The 18,370-nt window shown below is 45.4% G+C and carries 14 protein-coding genes; 10 read left to right on the plus strand and 4 right to left on the minus strand.

What is annotated here, in order from left to right:
- The first annotated feature begins 20 nt into the window (after window positions 1–20).
- From carA to ACFPIB_RS00480, 4 genes are all read left to right on the plus strand, one after another.
- The gene (carA, locus tag ACFPIB_RS00465) at window positions 21–1,133 is read left to right on the plus strand and encodes a glutamine-hydrolyzing carbamoyl-phosphate synthase small subunit (RefSeq protein ID WP_378015444.1); all 1,113 of its coding nucleotides are present in this window, start codon (window positions 21–23) and stop codon (window positions 1,131–1,133) included.
- 18 nt (window positions 1,134–1,151) lie between these two features.
- Window positions 1,152–2,423 carry a phosphopyruvate hydratase gene (eno, locus tag ACFPIB_RS00470; RefSeq protein WP_378015445.1) on the plus strand — a complete coding sequence of 424 codons (1,272 nt, stop codon included), beginning with the start codon at window positions 1,152–1,154 and terminating at the stop codon, window positions 2,421–2,423.
- Between the two features lie 213 nt (window positions 2,424–2,636).
- A complete protein-coding gene (locus ACFPIB_RS00475) occupies window positions 2,637–2,966 on the plus strand; it encodes an FtsB family cell division protein (protein WP_378015446.1) in 330 nt (109 codons plus the stop codon).
- Window positions 2,967–3,158: 192 nt separating this feature from the next.
- Window positions 3,159–4,127, plus strand: coding sequence for a hypothetical protein (locus tag ACFPIB_RS00480; protein ID WP_378015447.1), 969 nt, complete (start codon window positions 3,159–3,161; stop codon window positions 4,125–4,127).
- Window positions 4,128–4,213: 86 nt separating this feature from the next.
- On the opposite strand, the gene hscA is transcribed toward ACFPIB_RS00480, so the two are convergent.
- Window positions 4,214–6,076 (minus strand): Fe-S protein assembly chaperone HscA, encoded by a 1,863-nt coding sequence (gene hscA / locus ACFPIB_RS00485; RefSeq protein WP_378015448.1) that lies wholly within the window; start codon window positions 6,074–6,076, stop codon window positions 4,214–4,216.
- A 243-nt stretch (window positions 6,077–6,319) separates the two neighbouring features.
- Here hscA and ACFPIB_RS00490 point away from each other — a divergent pair, with 243 nt between their 5' ends.
- The gene (locus tag ACFPIB_RS00490) at window positions 6,320–7,150 is read left to right on the plus strand and encodes a murein L,D-transpeptidase catalytic domain family protein (protein ID WP_378015449.1); all 831 of its coding nucleotides are present in this window, start codon (window positions 6,320–6,322) and stop codon (window positions 7,148–7,150) included.
- A 103-nt stretch (window positions 7,151–7,253) separates the two neighbouring features.
- Here ACFPIB_RS00490 and ACFPIB_RS00495 read toward each other — a convergent pair whose 3' ends face one another.
- Window positions 7,254–8,312 (minus strand): Ldh family oxidoreductase, encoded by a 1,059-nt coding sequence (locus ACFPIB_RS00495; RefSeq protein ID WP_378015450.1) that lies wholly within the window; start codon window positions 8,310–8,312, stop codon window positions 7,254–7,256.
- Window positions 8,313–8,411: 99 nt separating this feature from the next.
- Here ACFPIB_RS00495 and ACFPIB_RS00500 point away from each other — a divergent pair, with 99 nt between their 5' ends.
- A complete protein-coding gene (locus tag ACFPIB_RS00500) occupies window positions 8,412–10,076 on the plus strand; it encodes a DUF4139 domain-containing protein (RefSeq protein WP_378015451.1) in 1,665 nt (554 codons plus the stop codon).
- A gap of 438 nt (window positions 10,077–10,514) precedes the next feature.
- On the opposite strand, the gene ACFPIB_RS00505 is transcribed toward ACFPIB_RS00500, so the two are convergent.
- Window positions 10,515–11,459 carry a Ppx/GppA phosphatase family protein gene (locus tag ACFPIB_RS00505; protein ID WP_378015452.1) on the minus strand — a complete coding sequence of 315 codons (945 nt, stop codon included), beginning with the start codon at window positions 11,457–11,459 and terminating at the stop codon, window positions 10,515–10,517.
- A gap of 13 nt (window positions 11,460–11,472) precedes the next feature.
- The gene (locus ACFPIB_RS00510) at window positions 11,473–12,366 is read right to left on the minus strand and encodes a class I SAM-dependent methyltransferase (protein ID WP_378015453.1); all 894 of its coding nucleotides are present in this window, start codon (window positions 12,364–12,366) and stop codon (window positions 11,473–11,475) included.
- A gap of 136 nt (window positions 12,367–12,502) precedes the next feature.
- Here ACFPIB_RS00510 and ACFPIB_RS00515 point away from each other — a divergent pair, with 136 nt between their 5' ends.
- The 4 genes from ACFPIB_RS00515 to secA all read left to right on the plus strand — a co-directional run bounded on the left by ACFPIB_RS00515 (window position 12,503) and on the right by secA (window position 18,364).
- Window positions 12,503–12,940, plus strand: a complete 438-nt coding sequence (locus ACFPIB_RS00515; RefSeq protein ID WP_378015454.1) for an FEKKY domain-containing protein — start codon at window positions 12,503–12,505, stop codon at window positions 12,938–12,940.
- 38 nt (window positions 12,941–12,978) lie between these two features.
- On the plus strand, window positions 12,979–13,773 hold the full coding sequence (gene dapF, locus ACFPIB_RS00520; protein ID WP_378015924.1) for a diaminopimelate epimerase: 795 nt from the start codon (window positions 12,979–12,981) through the stop codon (window positions 13,771–13,773).
- Window positions 13,774–13,951: 178 nt separating this feature from the next.
- The gene (locus ACFPIB_RS00525; RefSeq protein ID WP_378015455.1) at window positions 13,952–14,473 is read left to right on the plus strand and encodes a GNAT family N-acetyltransferase; all 522 of its coding nucleotides are present in this window, start codon (window positions 13,952–13,954) and stop codon (window positions 14,471–14,473) included.
- 501 nt (window positions 14,474–14,974) lie between these two features.
- Window positions 14,975–18,364: a preprotein translocase subunit SecA gene (gene secA, locus ACFPIB_RS00530; protein WP_378015456.1), complete on the plus strand. Its 3,390-nt coding sequence runs from the start codon at window positions 14,975–14,977 to the stop codon at window positions 18,362–18,364.
- Window positions 18,365–18,370: the final 6 nt, after the last annotated feature.

Genomic DNA, 18,370 nt, shown 5'->3' on the forward strand with positions numbered 1-18,370 from the left:
TTTTGCAAAATCTTTTTTCTATGAACAACGCACACTCGAAAGAAGCTATCCTGTTGCTGGAGGATGGTACAGTTTTTAAAGGTAAAGCCTTAGGCACGATTGGAACTACCGGCGGCGAGCTTTGCTTCAATACCGGCATGACCGGTTATCAGGAAATTTTTACTGACCCATCTTATTTCGGCCAGCTGGTTTTAACTACCACTTCCCATATTGGAAATTACGGGGTAATTCCTACCGAGGTAGAGTCTGATAAAATTCAGATCAAAGGTTTGGTTTGCAAGGAATTTTCTACGCATTTTTCGCGCAAAATGGCTGATACTTCCTTGCAGGAATATTTTGAGAAAGCCGGTGTGGTTGGAATTTGCGAAATTGATACCCGTGAGTTAGTTCGCCATATCCGGAATAAGGGGGCGATGAATGCAGTCATTTCTTCCGAAATTTTAGATATGGAAGAACTGAAACTGAAATTGAAAGAAGTTCCTTCGATGGCTGGTTTGGAGCTTTCTTCTAAAGTGAGTACCGAAAAACCGTATGGTTTAGAGGCTGAAAACCCAAAGTTTAAAGTTGCGGTGCTTGATCTGGGCGTTAAGCGCAACAGCATGGATGAACTTGTGGCACGCGGATGTGAGTGCAAAGTTTTCCCTTACAATACGCCTTTTGAGGAAATGGAAGCCTGGGGACCGGATGGTTATTACATTTCTAACGGACCTGGTGACCCAGCAGCTACGACCGAAGCGGTGAATACTGTGAAGGAAGTGCTGAAAATTGAAAAGCCGCTGTTTGGTATTTGTATGGGGCATCAGATCCTTGCGCAGGCTAACGGCATCAAGACTTATAAAATGAAGAACGGTCACCGTGGTTTGAATCATCCGGTGAAGAACCTGATTACCGGTAAGTGTGAAGTAACTTCGCAAAACCACGGTTTTGCAGTGGATGCCGATGCGGTAAAAGATCATCCGGAAGTTGAAGTAACGCACATTAATTTAAACGATAATACTGTTGAAGGTATCCGGATGAAGAATAAGCCGGCTTTTTCGGTACAGTATCACCCGGAATCTTCGCCGGGGCCGCACGATTCGGAATACCTTTTCGATGAATTCATTAAACTTATCAATAACTCAATTAAAAAATAAAACTATAAACCGCTAATTATGGCCTTGATTCAAGACATTAAAGCGCGCCAGATCTTCGATTCGCGCGGCAATCCGACTGTAGAAGTTGATGTAATAACTGAAAATGGCTTTATGGGCCGCGCGGCGGTTCCTTCCGGCGCTTCTACCGGTAAGCACGAAGCAGTGGAGTTGCGCGATGGCGACAAGAGCCGTTACATGGGTAAAGGCGTGATGCAGGCCGTAAAGAACGTGAACGAGATCATTGCGGATGAGCTAATTGGTTTCTCCGTTTATGAGCAGAACCTGCTGGATAAGATCATGATCGAGCTGGACGGCACGCCAAACAAGGCGAAGTTCGGGGCGAATGCGATCCTGGGTGTTTCTTTGGCAATTGCCCGGGCGGCTGCGCAGGAAGCTGGTCTGAGCTTGTTCCGTTACGTGGGTGGTACTTCTGCCAATACGTTGCCGGTGCCGATGATGAACATTCTGAACGGCGGCAGCCATGCAGATAACGCAATCGATTTCCAGGAATTCATGATCATGCCGGTTGGTGCTTCTTCTTTCTCTGAAGCGTTGCGCATGGGTTCGGAAGTATTCCACCACCTGAAAAACGTGCTGAAAGACAAAGGCCTTTCTACGAACGTAGGTGATGAAGGTGGTTTCGCACCGAACTTGTCTTCGAACGAAGATGCCATTAAAGTGGTATTGCAGGCCATTGAAAAAGCAGGTTACAAGCCGGGCGACGATATGATGATTGCCATGGATGCAGCCAGCTCTGAGTTTTTCGATGGAAGTCACTATCATTTCAAAAAATCTACCGGCGACAAACTGACTTCTTCGGAAATGGTTTCTTATTGGAAAGACTGGTGCTCGAAATACCCGATCCTTTCAATTGAAGACGGTATGGACGAGGACGACTGGAAAGGCTGGAAAGAACTAACCGACACGGTTGGCGATAAAGTGCAGCTGGTGGGTGATGATCTGTTCGTAACGAACGTGAAGCGTCTTCAGGAAGGTATCGATAAGCAAACTGCTAACGCTATTTTGATCAAAGTAAACCAGATCGGTTCGCTTTCTGAGACCATCGATGCGATCAACTTAGGCCGTAGAAACGGTTATAAGAGCATCATGAGCCACCGTTCCGGCGAAACGGAAGACAACACGATTGCTGATTTAGCGGTTGCGTTGAACTGCGGTCAGATAAAAACCGGTTCGGCTTCGCGCTCTGACCGGATGGCGAAATATAACCAGCTCCTTCGCATTGAAGAAGAACTGGGAGAAACTGCTTACTACCCTGGTCGCAAAATGTAATTTCGAATTTTCGATCGCTCGACGTTCGAATGTTCGATTTTGAAATAAAGAGCTCTGGCAGAAAAATTTGTACCGAGTTTCTTTGTAACTTTAAGGCCGCTTTCCGGAAGGAGGGCGGCTTTCTTTTTGAATGAAAACGTTTGGGCAAAACGCTACGGTTTTAGCGCTAAAAACTCATAACTTTTAACTCATAACTTTTAACTTTCAGAAGCCATGTGGGAGCGGATTCCAAAAATTTTCCGAAGCTTTTATTTTCTGGTAACGGCGGCGTTTCTGACCTGGATGTTCTTTTTCGATGAGAACGATTTTATCAGGCAGTACCAGATGAGCAAAAAACTCAGCGACCTGGAAGAAGAACGCGATTACTACCTCACCAAAATTGAGGAAGTTGAAAAAGACCGCCACGAACTGATGAGCGACGCCGATCTGCTGGAAAAATTCGCCCGCGAAAAATACCTGATGAAAAAGCCGACCGAAGATGTATTTTTAATTATTCCGGAGGAAAAACGGAAGGAAGAAATTGAAGCGCAGCAAGCGGAGTAAGGTTAGAAAAACGGTAGGGTTTTGGGGCTGAAAAGTCAGGAACGCTATTAAATTTGATATAAAAAGTAAAAGCCATTTCGGAAGGAGTGGCTTTTTGCTTTACATCGTTTGAATACTTTTTGATTTATTAAATTGGGTTATCCCGATAGGAATGAATATTAATCCTAAATGGAATTGCATTATAACTAAAATATGAAATTAGGCTTTTTGATGATTTTAGCTTTCCTTGTTTCTACCCAAAGTTTTGGGCAGATTAAGGATTATGTTTTAAATACTTTCTACACTAAATATTCCCCAGACAAATCGCATTATTTGATATCAAGGCCTTATGCTTCGCAGTTGTTTGATACATTGGGTAGAACTACAATATATGGGCCGGACAATAAAGTAGTTGCGGAGTTTCAAAGGTATTTTCCTGAAACAAATACTTTTATTAATAATTCCGGAAACATCTTAGTTCTGGTTAAACAATATGCAACTTATCCCGAAGATGAAGCTATTGTTATCTTTAATAAAGGGATAAAAGTAAAGGCATATAAAATAAAAGAACTATTAAATTCTCTAAGAGAACTTCCCAATTGGATTTATAATAGCTATGATGAAGTCTTCTACAACAATTGGGAAAAGATCAATGATTTTGTTCCAGATTCAATTCAGGTAATAATGGATGAAAATTGCCTTTTTACAACTGGCGATTCATTAAATATAATTACCTCTGATAATGAAATTTTGCTGCTTGATTTGGATAAGGGCCAGATTCTTAAAAGAAAAGGCGATGCTTATAATCAAATAAAAAATGAAAAAGTCCGGATTGATACTTTAAAGAGTAAAGTTAGAGAAGTGGATTTTAAACAATACGGAATTCCTGAATTAGCTGATAACCGAGATTTTGAAAATGCGTTGGCGGAACATTTAGGCTACGATACTATTCCATCTCATCTATTAGGTTCGAAGAAAGTAAAAATTTCCTTCGAAATACAACTTCTTATTGATACGGGAGGCAAAGCAGAAATTTTAATGCTTAATACAAAAAAGCGAAAAACTGCTAAACGGATTCAAGAGTTTGTTAAAAACGCCACTTTTACTACAAAGTATCTTGATCCGGAAATTGAAAAGATGTGGTTTTCCGAAATTCTTTTTTTCAGCAAAAGAAACAAGTAAAAAGCTGTCCAATTCCCGATAAAAAGTAAAAGCCACCTCGTTTAGAAGTGGCTTTTACTTTATCAAGCTGAAACCATAGCGTTTTGCTATTCGATCTTTTTGCCGGCCATGGCTTTCTTAATGGAGATCTGCATCACGCGTTCGGCAAACGGCGAGGTTTGTTCTTCCAGTTCGTCAACGACTTTCAGAATTTCGTCTTTGGTTCCGGCAGGTAGGGTGGCGCGCAGTTTTTCTACGTTGGCGCGGGTGATACTAACTTCTTCAGCGGTTAAATGTTCGGCGTTCTTCTTCAGGAAATTCTCAACCTGGTAAAGCATTTGTTCGGCGGTGGTTTTAGCTTCGATCAGCATGCGCGTGGAAACGTCTTCTTTGGCGTGCGTGATCGAATCCATCAACATGGTTTCTACCTGCTCATCGGTAAGGCCGTATTGCGGTTTCACTTCCACGGTTTGCTTTACGCCGGAACGTAATTCAATGGCTTCTACGGTTAAAATCCCGTCGGCATTCAGAATGAAATTTACGTCTACTTTTGGCAGACCGGCAGGCATACCCGGAATTCCTTTTAAGTCGAATTCTGCCAGCTTGCGGTTCTCTTCTACGAGGTCGCGTTCGCCCTGGTACACGGAAATTTTCATGCTGCCCTGGCCATCTACGGAAGTGGTGTACTGCCGGCCGGCTTTAGTTGGGATCTTGGAGTTGCGCGGAATAATGCTGTCCATGAGGCCGCCCATGGTTTCGATGCCCAGTGTTAAAGGTGTTACGTCGAGCAATAGCACATCCTGGCGGTTTCCGGCTAATACGTCGGCCTGAATGGCGGCGCCTAAGGCTACTACTTCATCGGGATTAATGCTATTGTTGGCGGGTTTTCCGAAGAAGTCTGATACCGTTTTGTACACCAGCGGCACGCGCGTAGAACCGCCTACCATAATTACCGAATCAATCTTATCGGGCGTTAAATTCGCGTCTTGTAAAGCCAGTTTGCACGAATTCATGGTTTTCTGCACGATCGGTGCGATCAGGTTTTCGAACTCGGCTTTGGTTAATTTACACGTTAAGCCGGAAGTAGTTTGCGAACTGAAAACGTCGTGGCTGCTGAGTTTTTTCTTCGCTTCTTCAGCTAATAAGCGGATCTCCTGACCCAAAGATTTGTTTTCCTGCACAATTTCCGGCGCGAGCTGGTTTTGCTGCAGCCAATGGTCAATAATAGCTCTGTCGAAATCGTCGCCGCCCAGATACGTATCGCCGTTCGTGGAAAGCACCTCGAAAATGCCGTTGTGAATTTGTAAAATGGAAATATCGAAGGTTCCGCCGCCCAGATCGTAAACCGCAATGGTTTTTTCTTCCGAAGGGTCTAAACCGATGCCGTATGCCAGAGAAGCCGCCGTTGGTTCGTTTACAATGCGCAGAACTTCCAGCCCGGCCAGTTTACCGGCGTCGCGGGTAGCTTGGCGTTGCGAATCGTTGAAATAAGCGGGAACGGTAATTACGGCACGGTTCACCGGCGTTTTCAGGGCGTGTTCGGCGCGTTTTTTCAGTTCTTTCAGAATTTCCGCGGAAAGCTCGATAGGCGAATAAAATTTATTCTGAATGCGGACTTTCACCAAACCCTCGGAGTTATCGTCGATGATCTTGTAGCCGAAGAAATCGCGGTGGCCGCGCAGGTCCTGGTACGATTTTCCGAGCAAGCGCTTCACCGAATAAATGGTATTGGCCGGATCGGTTATCAGGAATTGTTTCGCTTCGTTACCCACTTTCACCTCGCCGTGTTCGCCGAAATGCACCACCGAAGGTACGATCTCGCCCATGTCCTGGTCGTTGATGGCAACGGATTTTTTATGTTCGGGGTGCATGTAAGCCACTAAACTGTTGGTAGTACCCAAGTCGATACCAACCACCATATCTTCCTGCTGAATGCTGCCCGTGGTAAGATTTATTGCAACTTTTGCCATAATTTTTCTGCTTTAAAAGCTTTCCAAAAACGGTATGGAAATGCCCTGCAAAAGTACGAAAGAAAGCGCCCTTTTCAGAATTATTCTAAATAAAGGAGTTTTCCGGGAATGATTTTGTACTAATCTGTGTTAATCTACCAGCGGAATTCCCGCATTTTTGATTCCCGTATAAATTATTCCAGGCTTAACACACTAGTAAAAGCCTTTTTAAACCGAGTAATTCAACTTTAGCATTCAATAAAAATGGGCAACGTACAAAACAAACGAAACATGGTGAAAGGTAAGCGATTTGCTACCCGGGTGCTGCCTTTTTTTGCACCCCTGTTCTTTGCAACTTTAACGGCTCCCTCTAAAACGGTGGAAGCCCGCGGTAACGTTGCCACCCACATAAATGTTGAAGCGGAAGCAAAATTGCATGCCCTGAAAGTGTCGAATTTCCAGATGAACTTGCTGGAGATCTACGAAGAGGCAGGGCTGGAAAAGCAAGGCATGGCTTTCGAGGTTTTCGATAAAGCAATGATCGGGTACCTTAACCTGAGAAATGCGGGTTTGCTTTCGGATAAACAATTGCTGAGCGTGGTAGATTTTGATAAACCTTCTACCGAAAAGCGTTTCTGGCTGATTGATCTGAAAAACCGGGAAGTGCTGGAAAATACCTATGTTTCGCACGGTAAAAATTCTGGGGGTACCAAAGCTAAAAACTTCTCTAATACCGACGATTCGAATATGAGTAGCCTGGGTTTTTACGTGACCGGCGAAACGTATATTGGCCGCCACGGCCTAAGTCTGAAGCTCGATGGCATGGATGAAAAATTTAATTCGAACGCCCGCTTGCGCGATATTGTAATGCATGGCGCCGATTATGTGAGTGAAGATTTTATTAACCAGAATGGCTGGTTAGGTCGCAGTGAAGGTTGCCCGGCGCTGCCAATGGGTTTGCACCAGGAGGTAATTAACCAGGTACAGGACCGCACGGTTCTTTTTCTACATGCTTCGGGCCATGAATATGATTCTCGTTTCCTGAACCAGAAAATGGCCATGGAAGCGTTTTACAACAACGAAAATATTATATAGAAACGGTATCGTTTCTATATAAAAAAGGCCTGCCGAAGTTTATTCTGCAGGCCTTTTTTGTTTTCAGGCAAGGTACTTTTTCAGGCCAAAAGCATAGCGTTTTTTAGAACGTTAAGCTGAACTTCTTTGCCAGTTCTTCCAGGTCTTTAATAACCGGGTCGAGTAGGTGAATGCCTTCCTGAAGTCGCTGTTCAGAAATAATACGTTCCGGATCGCCGGGAATGAGCACCGTTTCACCTGCTTTCGCTTTGGAATTCCGGAATGTCTGGATCCAGTTATCCATGTGGGCTTTAAATTCATCGGCCGGCCGGAAACCATCTACGCGCATGGCGCCCAGAAAATGCCCGATACCTTCGCCTACCGGATTTTCGGGTAATGGTAAGAAACTTACGAACGGCGGTACCCACGGACCATAATTGGCGCCGGAAAGCACTGCCGAAAAAATATCTACTACCGAACCCAAACCATACCCTTTATAACTGGCCGATGCACCGCCTAAAGGTAACATGGCGCCGCCCAGTTTCAGCTCTTCGGGGTTGGTAGAATCTTCGCCGTTTTTGGTCTGAATCCAGCCGAGCGGAGCGGGTTGTTTTTTGCGTTGTAATACTTCCAGTTTACCGTTTGCCGCCGTAGTGGTAGCCATATCAAGAATAAAATCGGGTTCCTCGTTGGCCGGAATAGCAATAGCTATGGGGTTAGTGCCTAAAAGGCGGTCGAGGCCGTTGGTAGGTGAAACCAATGGACTGGCGTTGGTCATGGCCCAGCCGATCATGTTGTGCGGCAGGGCGCGCATGGCGTGGTAACCGGCAATGCCAAAATGATTCGAATTTTTTACCGAGATCCAGCCGCTGCCCGCATTTTCTGCTTTTTTAATAGCAATATCCATCACTTTGGGTGCAACAACCAGCCCTAAACCGGAGTCTCCATCTACAGTGGCGGTGCTCGGCGTTTCATGCACGATCCTGATTTCAGGTTTCGGATTGATGCGACCGGCATCCCAGAGGCGCACATAACCAATTAAACGGGCAATTCCATGCGAATCTACGCCCCGCAGGTCGGCGGCCAGCAGGCATTCGGTAGCCAGACGGGCATCTTCTTCGGAGCAACCCATGCTTTGAAAAACCTGTTGGGCGAAATTGAAAAGGTGATTATATGAAAACATCTATATAAAGCGTTGATGGGGTAAAAGTACCACATTTTCAGTAGAAAATTCCGAGCTTTGCCGCAGTTATCATTCCATTCATTTATAATTTTTGCTACCATGCATGTTATTCCTCAGTCAGTTATCAGAGTTTTTGCGCTGATTCTGATACCATTTTTAGCAGCAGCCGGCGCGCAGGCGCAGAACCGGAAAGAGGTTTCGGCTACCGTAAAAGATGTAACCGTTTTTTTGCAACGCGCCCAGGTTTTCAGTACCGTTAAAACCAATATTACGGCCGGCGAAACCGAGGTAGCCATTATAAATGTGCCTTCGCAGCTCGATGCGGCCAGTTTACAGGTAGAAGCGAAAGGAAAAGCTACGTTGCTCAGCATTCGGTACGAGAATAATTACCTGGCCGGAAAAACCAAGCCCAAAGATGTTTTGCTGGTAGAAGATTCGCTGGAAAATTATACGAACCAGATCCGGACGCTGAACGATCAGATCGATATTTTCCGGAAGGAAGAAGGTATGATATTGGCAAACCAAAGCATTGGCGGCGAGAAAGGCGTTACACTGGATGACCTAGAAGATATTGCCGATTTTTTCCGCCAAAGGCTTAACGCTATTCGGGCCAATATCCTGAAAAACGAGATCAAACTGAAGATTTTAAACGAGAAAGCCCAGAATTTACGCAACCAGTTAGGCGAAATGAACAACCGCCGGGCGTTGCCAACGGGACGCATCCTGGTAAACGTTTCGGCAGAAAACGCTACGCCGCTGAATCTGGAAATAAGTTATGTAGTTTACAACGCCGGCTGGCAACCAACGTACGATCTGCGCGCTACCAACACCAAAAGCCCGATGAAGTTGTTTTATAAAGCCAATGTGTATCAGAATACAGGCGTAAGCTGGAACAATGTGAATTTAACGCTGGCTACCACAAATCCTACTATTGGCGCAACCAAACCGGAATTACAGCCTTGGTATTTGTATTTTAACCAAACGCTGTCGGAAGTTACTGTGGCAAAATCGAAACGGTTTTCTATGCGTTCGGCGGCAAAAATGCCGGTTACTCGAAGCATAAATGAATCGGCGGCGCCTCCTGATGCCATGGAAGACGGCTGGGGAGATATGGCAGCAGACGTGGTTTCCGATTACACCCAAACCACGGAAAGCTCACTTTCAGTTAATTTCAAGATCGGAATTCCTTATTCAGTTCCTTCCGATGGCAAACGGCAACTGGTAGATGTTCAGCAATACGATGTGCCGGCCACGTACAAATATTCGGCGGTGCCTAAACTGAGTACCGATGCTTTTTTACTGGCGCAACTTACCGGCTGGGACGAGTACAATATTCTGCCCGGCGAAGCCAATATCTTTATGGAAGGCACTTTCACCGGCAAAACCGTACTGAACCCGCAAGCCACCGGCGATACGCTGAAAGTTTCTTTGGGCCGCGACAAAAGGGTAGTGATCACGCGTGAAAAAGTGAAAGAACAGAAGAGCAAAAGCTTCCTGGGCAACACCCGGAAAGAAGATAGAAGTTATTTAATTGCAGTCCGGAATACGAAAAACGAGCCGTTGGAAATTGCTATAGAAGACCAGATACCGGTGAGCAACAACAAAGAAATTGAAGTGGAACTGGAAGAAGGCAGCAACGGCAACCTCGATAAAGCCACCGGTAAAATTACCTGGAACCTGAACCTGAAACCGAACGAAACAAAGAAAATTCCGCTGAAATTCTCAGTAAAATATCCGAAGAACCAAACGGTGCCGGGATTGTAGTTTCGCTGATTGTTAAGTTTAGTAAGGAGGAAGGTTGAACGCCTTTTTAAGCGGAAGAGCATAGCGTTTTGAAAAACGGTAGGCTTTCGAGGTGAAAAAGTGTTGCTACATTGCTCTTCCGGATTTTTTAATCCGGAAGCCGGGAGCTGCGGATTTACAATCTACTTTGCACAGTGCGCAAAATGAAAAACTTAACTCCAAAAAACGGTAGGCTTTTTCATGGAAAAAGTCGGATTACAAATCCGAAAGCTCAAAACTTCCGGATTACAAATCTGGAAGAGCGGAGAACGGACTTTTTTTGCAAAAAAGTATAGCGTTTCTGAGAAACCTGAAAAGAAAAAAGCCGCTTCGGAAATTTCCGGGCGGCTTTACTTTTTAGTGCAAAAACGGTAGCGTTTTCAGTTTGAAAAGTCTAAATACCAACAACTAACAACCAAATTAAGCAGTTTTCAACGAAAGCAATTCCTGCAGCATGCCTTCTTTCAGAGCGTAACCGGAAACGCGGATGCGCTCCATTTTAAATTCCTGCAAAATAAAATCGATCAGAATTAAGGCTACCACGATCATGTCGGCCCGCATTTCGATCATGCCCGGAATGGCTAAACGCTCGGCGTGATTCATGGGCAGAATTTCGTGGTAAATGCGGTAAAATGCTTCTATTGGTAAATCCCATTCCGATTGCGAATTTTCTAAGCGGTTGTAACCGTGTTTCAGTGCTTCAATGTCGCAAAGCGTATCGAAAGTGCCGGAAGAACCGATGAGCGTTTTGGGCTGGAATTCGCGGATGGCTTCGGTTAAAGGCTGAAGTTTGTGAAATAAAAATTCCTTTTCGGCTGCAATTTCATTTTCAGGAATTGGATCATGTTTGAAGAAATGATCGAGCAAACGCTGGGCGCCGATTTCGAAGCTGCGTTTCCAGAAAATGGCTTCGTGGTTGGCAATGATAAATTCTACGCTGCCGCCGCCAATATCGATGATCAGATTCTTTTCAAAACCCATTTTTACGCCGCTGCGCACGCCTAAATAAATGAGTTCTGCTTCGCGGTTGCCATCTATTATTTCAATTTCAATCCCAAATTTTTGCCAGATCTCTTCGGCCAATTGCGGACCGTTGCTGGCGTTGCGCATGGCGCTGGTGGCTAAAGCTTTTACGCGGGTCACGCAGAATTCCTCCATGCGTTCTTTAAAAGATTCGAGCGTAACTAAGGCGCGTTCCCAGGCATCGGGCGCAATTTCGCCGGCGCTAATGCCACCTTTGCCCAGTTTTACCGGCAGTTTCAATTTCAGCAATACAGTGCCGTGCCCGTAATCGTCGATTTCGGTGATCATGAGGTGAAACGTATTGGTTCCAAGATCGATGAGGGCAATGCGTTGCGGTTTCATAAACGGAAGTATTTTAAAGTTTGGCGGCAACCGTGCTGAAGCGGAAAAAAGTGCCCAAAGGCAGCTTACGAAGATTCTGGTCCTGAAGATATATCTCCCCCAATTCCTGTTGCTTTTTGGGGAACTTGAAGGTCTGATTCATGAGGTTTTCCAGAATTAAGGCCGAAAAACCGAGCGAGTATAAATTAATAACGAGGAAACTGTTCTTCGGTTCCAGCAGTTCGGCGCAGAGTTTCAGCATTTCGTTTATTTCATCTTCCAGTTGCCACTTTTCGCCGTTCGGCCCGCGACCGTAAGCCGGCGGATCTAAAATAATGCCATTGTATTTATTGCCCCGTTTCACTTCGCGTTTCACAAAGGTCATGGCGTCTTCCACGATCCAGCGGATGTCTTTCAGGCCACTGGCTTCCATGTTTTCGCGGGCCCAGAAATTGACCTGTTTTACCGAATCTACATGGGTAACCTGCGCGCCGGCGCCGCGGGCCGCTAAGCTGGCACCGCCGGTGTAGGCAAATAAATTCAGAACTTTGGCGTTCGGAATGGCTTTGCTTTGGTCGTAAATGAATTTCCAGTTAGCATCCTGCTCCGGAAACAACCCTACGTGCTTAAAACTGCTCAACCCCAACCGAAACTTCAGCTTCAGGTCTTTGTAGTTGTAATTAATGAACCATTGCTCGGCCATATTCTTTTTCAGCATCCATTGTCCGCGCTCGGTGCTGCCTTTTTCGCGCTTAAAAATGGCCTGCGCCTGGTTTTTCCATTCAGCTTCGGAAAGGGCTTTGTCCCAGATGGCTTGCGGTTCCGGACGGGCCAATACGAAATCGCCGAAACGCTCCAGCTTTTCGAAATTGCCGGAATCGATCAGTTCGTAATCGGGCCAGTTAGAAACGGTGAGAAAGGAATACATATTAATATAGTCGTAAATTTAAGGCAAAACGTTGCTTGCAAAGGTAGGCGTTTTTTAGTTGTTGGTTGTTCGTTATTGGTTGTTGGATTTGTTTTTCGGAACTTGCGGTAGCTACTTGTGATTAATAGCATTAGAAATGACCAGACTTCTTTGTTTTTTATTTTCTTTAATTCTTAGTCAAATTTGTTTAGCCCAGGAATCTTTACTTTCTCAAGATGCTAAATACGATTCTATTATTCTCAGCTCTTCGATGCCAAATCATGCTAAGTTAAGGTTAATATCTAAATGCAATGAAGCTGCAAAAAATTTTGCCCAACAGGATATTAAAAATGATAGTGCTTTTATTTATGTGCTTGGAGGTATCGCAATCATAGAATATACAACAGATGAAGCGTTCGAAAAAAGATATAATGTTCGTTTCCATAGTTATGGATGTAATAGTGCTCAACAGCAATGTTTAATAAATTATAACTGGTTAATTTTTGATTATTTAGAAACCAAGTTTGGGAAAATCTGGAGAAAGGAAATCAGGAAAGATGCAGTTGGATTTAAAGAGTGGAAGAGGAAGAACTGACTTTTTCAGCCAATTTTGATATCGTTTTTATTTCATTTATGACCATACAATTCTACAAATACCAGGGCACCGGCAACGATTTCGTAATGATAGACGACCGCGCCGAAAAATTTCCGGCGGAAGATCATGATCTGGTGAAACACCTTTGTCACCGCCGTTTTGGCATTGGCGCCGATGGCCTGATCCTGCTGCGCAACAAAGCCGGCTACGATTTCGAAATGGTGTATTTTAACGCCGACGGCCGTTTAGGTTCCATGTGCGGAAACGGCGGAAGATGTACGGTAGCGTTCGCTAAATTCCTGGGCGTTTTTCAGGATAAAACGAAATTTCTGGCCGCAGACGGCGACCACGAAGCAACGATAGAACGCGGCTTGGTTTCACTGAAAATGAACGAAGTGAACGGCGTGGAATGCGGTACGGATTTTTATTTTATGAACACCGGTTCGCCGCATTACGTAACCTTCGGCGAAAACGTAGCGGAGGAAAACGTTTTTGAAAAAGGCAGAAGCATTCGGTATAACGACCGTTTTAAACAGGAAGGTACCAACGTGAATTTTGCGGAAATGCGCACTGATAAAAGTTTGTACATCCGGACTTACGAACGCGGCGTGGAAGATGAAACGTATTCCTGCGGCACCGGCGTAACTGCTTCGGCTTTGGCGGCATCTTTAAAAGGGCTGGAAAGTCCGGTGAAAATTGAAACGCCAGGCGGCAAGCTGGAAGTTTCGTTTAAAAAAGCCGGCGAACATTTTACCGATATTTATTTAACCGGCCCCGCTGTTCAGGTTTTTAAAGGCGAAGTTCCGGCGCAAATGGTCGAGTTTTTAGCCTGAAAAAGATAGCGTTTTTGAGTAAAAAAGTCTTAGCATTTTTTTAGTCCCCCTTTGGAGGGGGTAGGGGGAGGATTTTTACGTTATCAGATTTTTTTATCGGCAATGCGTGATCCTCCCCCCTAACCCCCTCCAAAGGGGGGCAATCGAAATTATTATTAAAAACAATCAACAATCAAGCATGTTCCTATCTTCTGAAAACATCAGTTTGCGCGCCCTCGAACCCACCGATCTTGATTTTTTGTATGCGCTGGAAAACGATGCTTCGATCTGGGAAGTGAGCAATTCGGTGGCTCCGTATTCGCGGTTTGTGCTGCAGAAATACCTGGAAAATGCCGCCGCCGATATTTATGAAACCCGCCAGCTGCGCTTTGTAATTGAAGAGCAAAATAATGGGGCCGTTGGTGCGGTAGATCTTTTCGATTTTGAACCGCAGCATTTGCGCGCTGGCGTGGGAATAAGCGTACTAGCAGGTTTCCGGAAAAATAAATATGCGTCTGCGGCTATGGAATTGCTGAAAAACTATGCTCAGAATTTATTGAACTTGCACCAGCTTTATTCATCCGTGCCGGAAGATAATTTTGCGAGTTTACAGTTGTTCCGGAAAGCGGGTTTTGAGGAGTGTGGCTTACACAAAGACTGGCTTAAAACGGCTTCCGGTTGGAAAAATGTGATCGAATTTCAGCTTGTTTTCAGGAGTTAATTGCCGGACGGCGTAAGTTTATAAGCAGTTTTTGCTTTAAAAACGGTAGCATTTTGGAAAGAAAAAGTCTGAAACAGCTGCTTCGATGTTCACGGCTGAGGCTTGCAACAAAAAGCCAAAGCGGCTGTTTTTTATAAAATAAGGCCCTTTAAACTTTAAACCTGAACAATAAATTTTTCTGCTTCCGTAATGCAGCTATAATTTTTTTCGGATTTTAACAGCTGAAATCCTAGCGTTTTGTCAGGCTGCTTTGAGTTGTGTTTTCGTGATGTTATGCTTTAAGCATCAAAAACTTAAGCATAATTTCTTAGATAGATTTTGCAACAGCGCGCAAATAATAAATAAGAAACGCTATGGTTTTTTACTGAAAAACCGCAAGTTTGTCAGCACTACCGGTATTTGGCCTTTATGGCATTGTTTTCGAGTGCCTTGCTTCCATTATTCGGAAATACCGCGTATTTTTGAGGTTACTACTACAGAATTTAAAAATTAACGAAAGAAATGTTCGATCTAATCGGAAAAACCGTCGCGAAGTTGTTTGGCACGAAGTCGGAGCGGGATATTAAAGAAGTAATGCCGTACGTAACGCGTACCAACGAGGAATACGCCAAACTGGCCGGTTTATCTGACGACCAGTTACGCCAGCGAACCCAGGAGGTAAAAGCGATAATCGATGAGCGTTTACGGCCGATAGACGAGCAGATCGCCGCTTTACACGCCCGCGTTCAGAACGAAACAAATCTGGATATTACACAGAAAGAGAATATCTTTAACCAGATAGACGAACTGGAAAAACAGCGGAACAAAGACCTGGAAGTAGTGCTTTTAGAAGTATTACCGCAGGCTTTTGCAATCGTAAAAGATACCGCCCGCCGTTATTCCGAAAACGAAAAGTTAGTAGTAACCGCTACCGATCTGGACCGTGCTTTTGCCAGCCGTAAACCAAACGTACAGATAGAAGGCGACAAAGCCATCTGGCACAACAAATGGATGGCCGCCGGCACGGAAGTTACCTGGAATATGGTGCATTACGATGTACAGTTGATTGGTGGTACCGTATTGCACATGGGTAAAATTGCCGAAATGCAGACCGGTGAAGGTAAAACGCTCGTTGCAACGCTGCCGGCTTTCCTGAATGCGCTTGCAAAACGCGGCGTGCACGTAGTAACCGTAAACGACTACCTGGCTAAACGTGACTCCGAATGGATGGCGCCGCTTTTCGAATTCCACGGCATTACAATTGACTGTATCGACAAACACCAGCCAAACTCCGAAAGCCGCCGTAACGCGTATCGCTCTGATATTACTTACGGAACGAACAACGAATTTGGCTTCGATTACCTGCGCGATAATATGGCCCGCGACCCGGAAGAACTGGTACAACGCAAGCACCACTTCGCCATGGTAGATGAGGTTGACTCCGTTTTAATTGACGATGCCCGTACACCTTTGATCATTTCCGGCCCGGTTCCGCGCGGCGATGAGCACGAATTCTACGAACTGAAACCGCGTATTGCCATGCTGGTAGAAGCGCAGCGGAAACTTGTAAATAATTTCCTGGTTGAAGCAAAAAAACTGATAAAAGAAGGTAATACCAACGAAGGCGGTGTGTCTTTATTCCGCGCTTACCGTGGTTTGCCAAAGAACAAAGCTTTAATTAAATTCCTTTCTGAAACCGGGATCCGCGCCATTCTGCAGAAAACCGAGAATTTCTACCTGCAGGATAATTCCCGCCAGATGCCGGAAGCCGATAAGCCACTTTTCTTCACCATCGATGAAAAGAATAACCAGATCGAGCTTACCGAAAAAGGCGTTGACTTAATTACAGCGCAGGGCGAAGATCCGCACTTCTTCATTATGCCGGATATCGGCATGGAGATTGCTAATATTGAGAACTCTAAGACGCTTAATAACGAAGAAAAAGTACACGCGAAGGAAAAACTCATCAGCGATTTCTCCGAAAAATCGCAGCGTATCCACACCATAAACCAGTTACTTAAGGCTTACACTTTATTCGAAAAAGATACCGAATATATTGTAACCGACGACCACAAAGTTAAAATTGTAGATGAGCAGACCGGCCGTATTATGGAAGGTCGCCGTTACTCCGATGGTTTGCACCAGGCCATTGAAGCGAAGGAAAACGTAAACGTAGAAGACGCCACGCAAACCTACGCCACCGTTACTTTGCAGAACTATTTCCGGATGTACCATAAACTTTGCGGTATGACCGGTACAGCCGAAACGGAAGCCGGCGAATTCTGGGAAATTTACAAACTGGACGTAGTAGCTATTCCAACCAACCGCCCTATTTCCCGCGACGACCGCCACGATAAAGTTTATAAAACCGTTCGCGAAAAATTCAATGCCGTAGCCGATGAAATTGTAGAACTGACCAAAGCCGGCCGCCCGGTACTCGTAGGTACAACTTCAGTAGAAATTTCAGAGTTGGTAAGCCGGATGCTGAAAATGCGCGGCATCAACCACCAGGTTCTGAACGCCAAGCAACACCAGCGTGAAGCAGAAATTGTAGCTGAAGCCGGTAAACCAAGCACCGTAACCATTGCAACCAACATGGCTGGTCGTGGTACCGATATTAAACTGACTGCGGAATCTAAAGCTGCCGGTGGTCTGGCCATTATCGGTACCGAGCGTCACGAATCGCGCCGCGTAGACCGTCAGTTGCGTGGTCGTGCCGGCCGCCAGGGTGACCCGGGTTCTTCGCAGTTCTTCGTTTCTTTAGAAGATAACCTGATGCGTTTGTTCGGTTCCGACCGGATTGCGCGTTTAATGGATAGAATGGGCTTAGAAGAAGGCGAAGTAATTCAGCATTCGATGATCTCCAGCTCGATTGAGCGGGCGCAGAAGAAAGTGGAAGAAAACAACTTCGGAACGCGGAAACGTTTGCTGGAATACGACGACGTGATGAATGCGCAACGCGAAGTAGTTTACAAACGCCGCCGCAACGCTTTGCACGGCGAACGTCTGGAACTCGATATCTGGAACATGATCTTCGATGCGAGTGAAGACATGGTACTGAACCATAAACTCACCAACGATTTCGAGAATTTCGAGCTGAATATTATCCGCGTTTTCGGTTTCGATACCACGATTACAGCAGCCGATCTTTCAAGCAAATCTGCGGATGATCTGACGCAGCTACTTTATAACGAAGCGCTGAACCATTACATCACCAAAAACGCGCACATTCAGGAGCATTCGTTCCCGGTTATTGCCGATATTCATATTAACAGCGGGCCGAACATCCAGAATATTGCCGTGCCGTTCACCGATGGCAAAAGAGGAATTTCGGTAGTGGCAAACCTGGAAAAAGCTTTCCAGACCCGTTCGAAAGAGCTGATCAAAGTGATGGAAAAAACCATCGTGCTGAACACCATCGACCAGGCCTGGACGCAGCATTTACGCCAGATGGACGACCTGAAGCAATCGGTTCAGAATGCGGTTTACGAGCAGAAAGATCCGCTTTTGGTTTACAAATTCGAGTCTTTTGAGTTGTTCAAACGCATGATCGGTAAGGTAAACGAAGAATCGGTAGCTTTCCTTTCGCGGGCTGATATTCCGGTGGAACAGCAGCAGGAAGTGCAGGAAGCACCGGAGCCGGTACATGTGCTACAGCCAAAACTGACTTTGGAACACGAATCGGGCCTGAATTCTTTAGGCGCCGGACCGGAAGACCTGATGGAAAACCAAACGCAGATTCCGCACGCGCCGGAAGTGCCAAAGCAGCAACCGGTACGCGCTGTTAAAGTTGCTAACCGCAACGAAAAAGTAAGCGTGCAGTATGCCGATGGCCGCGTGGTGCGCGATGTGAAATACAAAACCGTAGAAGACGATCTGATGCACAACCGTTGTGTACTGATTGAAGACTAAAAACGG

Source organism: Adhaeribacter terreus, from assembly GCF_042657365.1.
Classification (GTDB): Bacteria; Bacteroidota; Bacteroidia; order Cytophagales; family Hymenobacteraceae; genus Adhaeribacter_A; species Adhaeribacter_A terreus.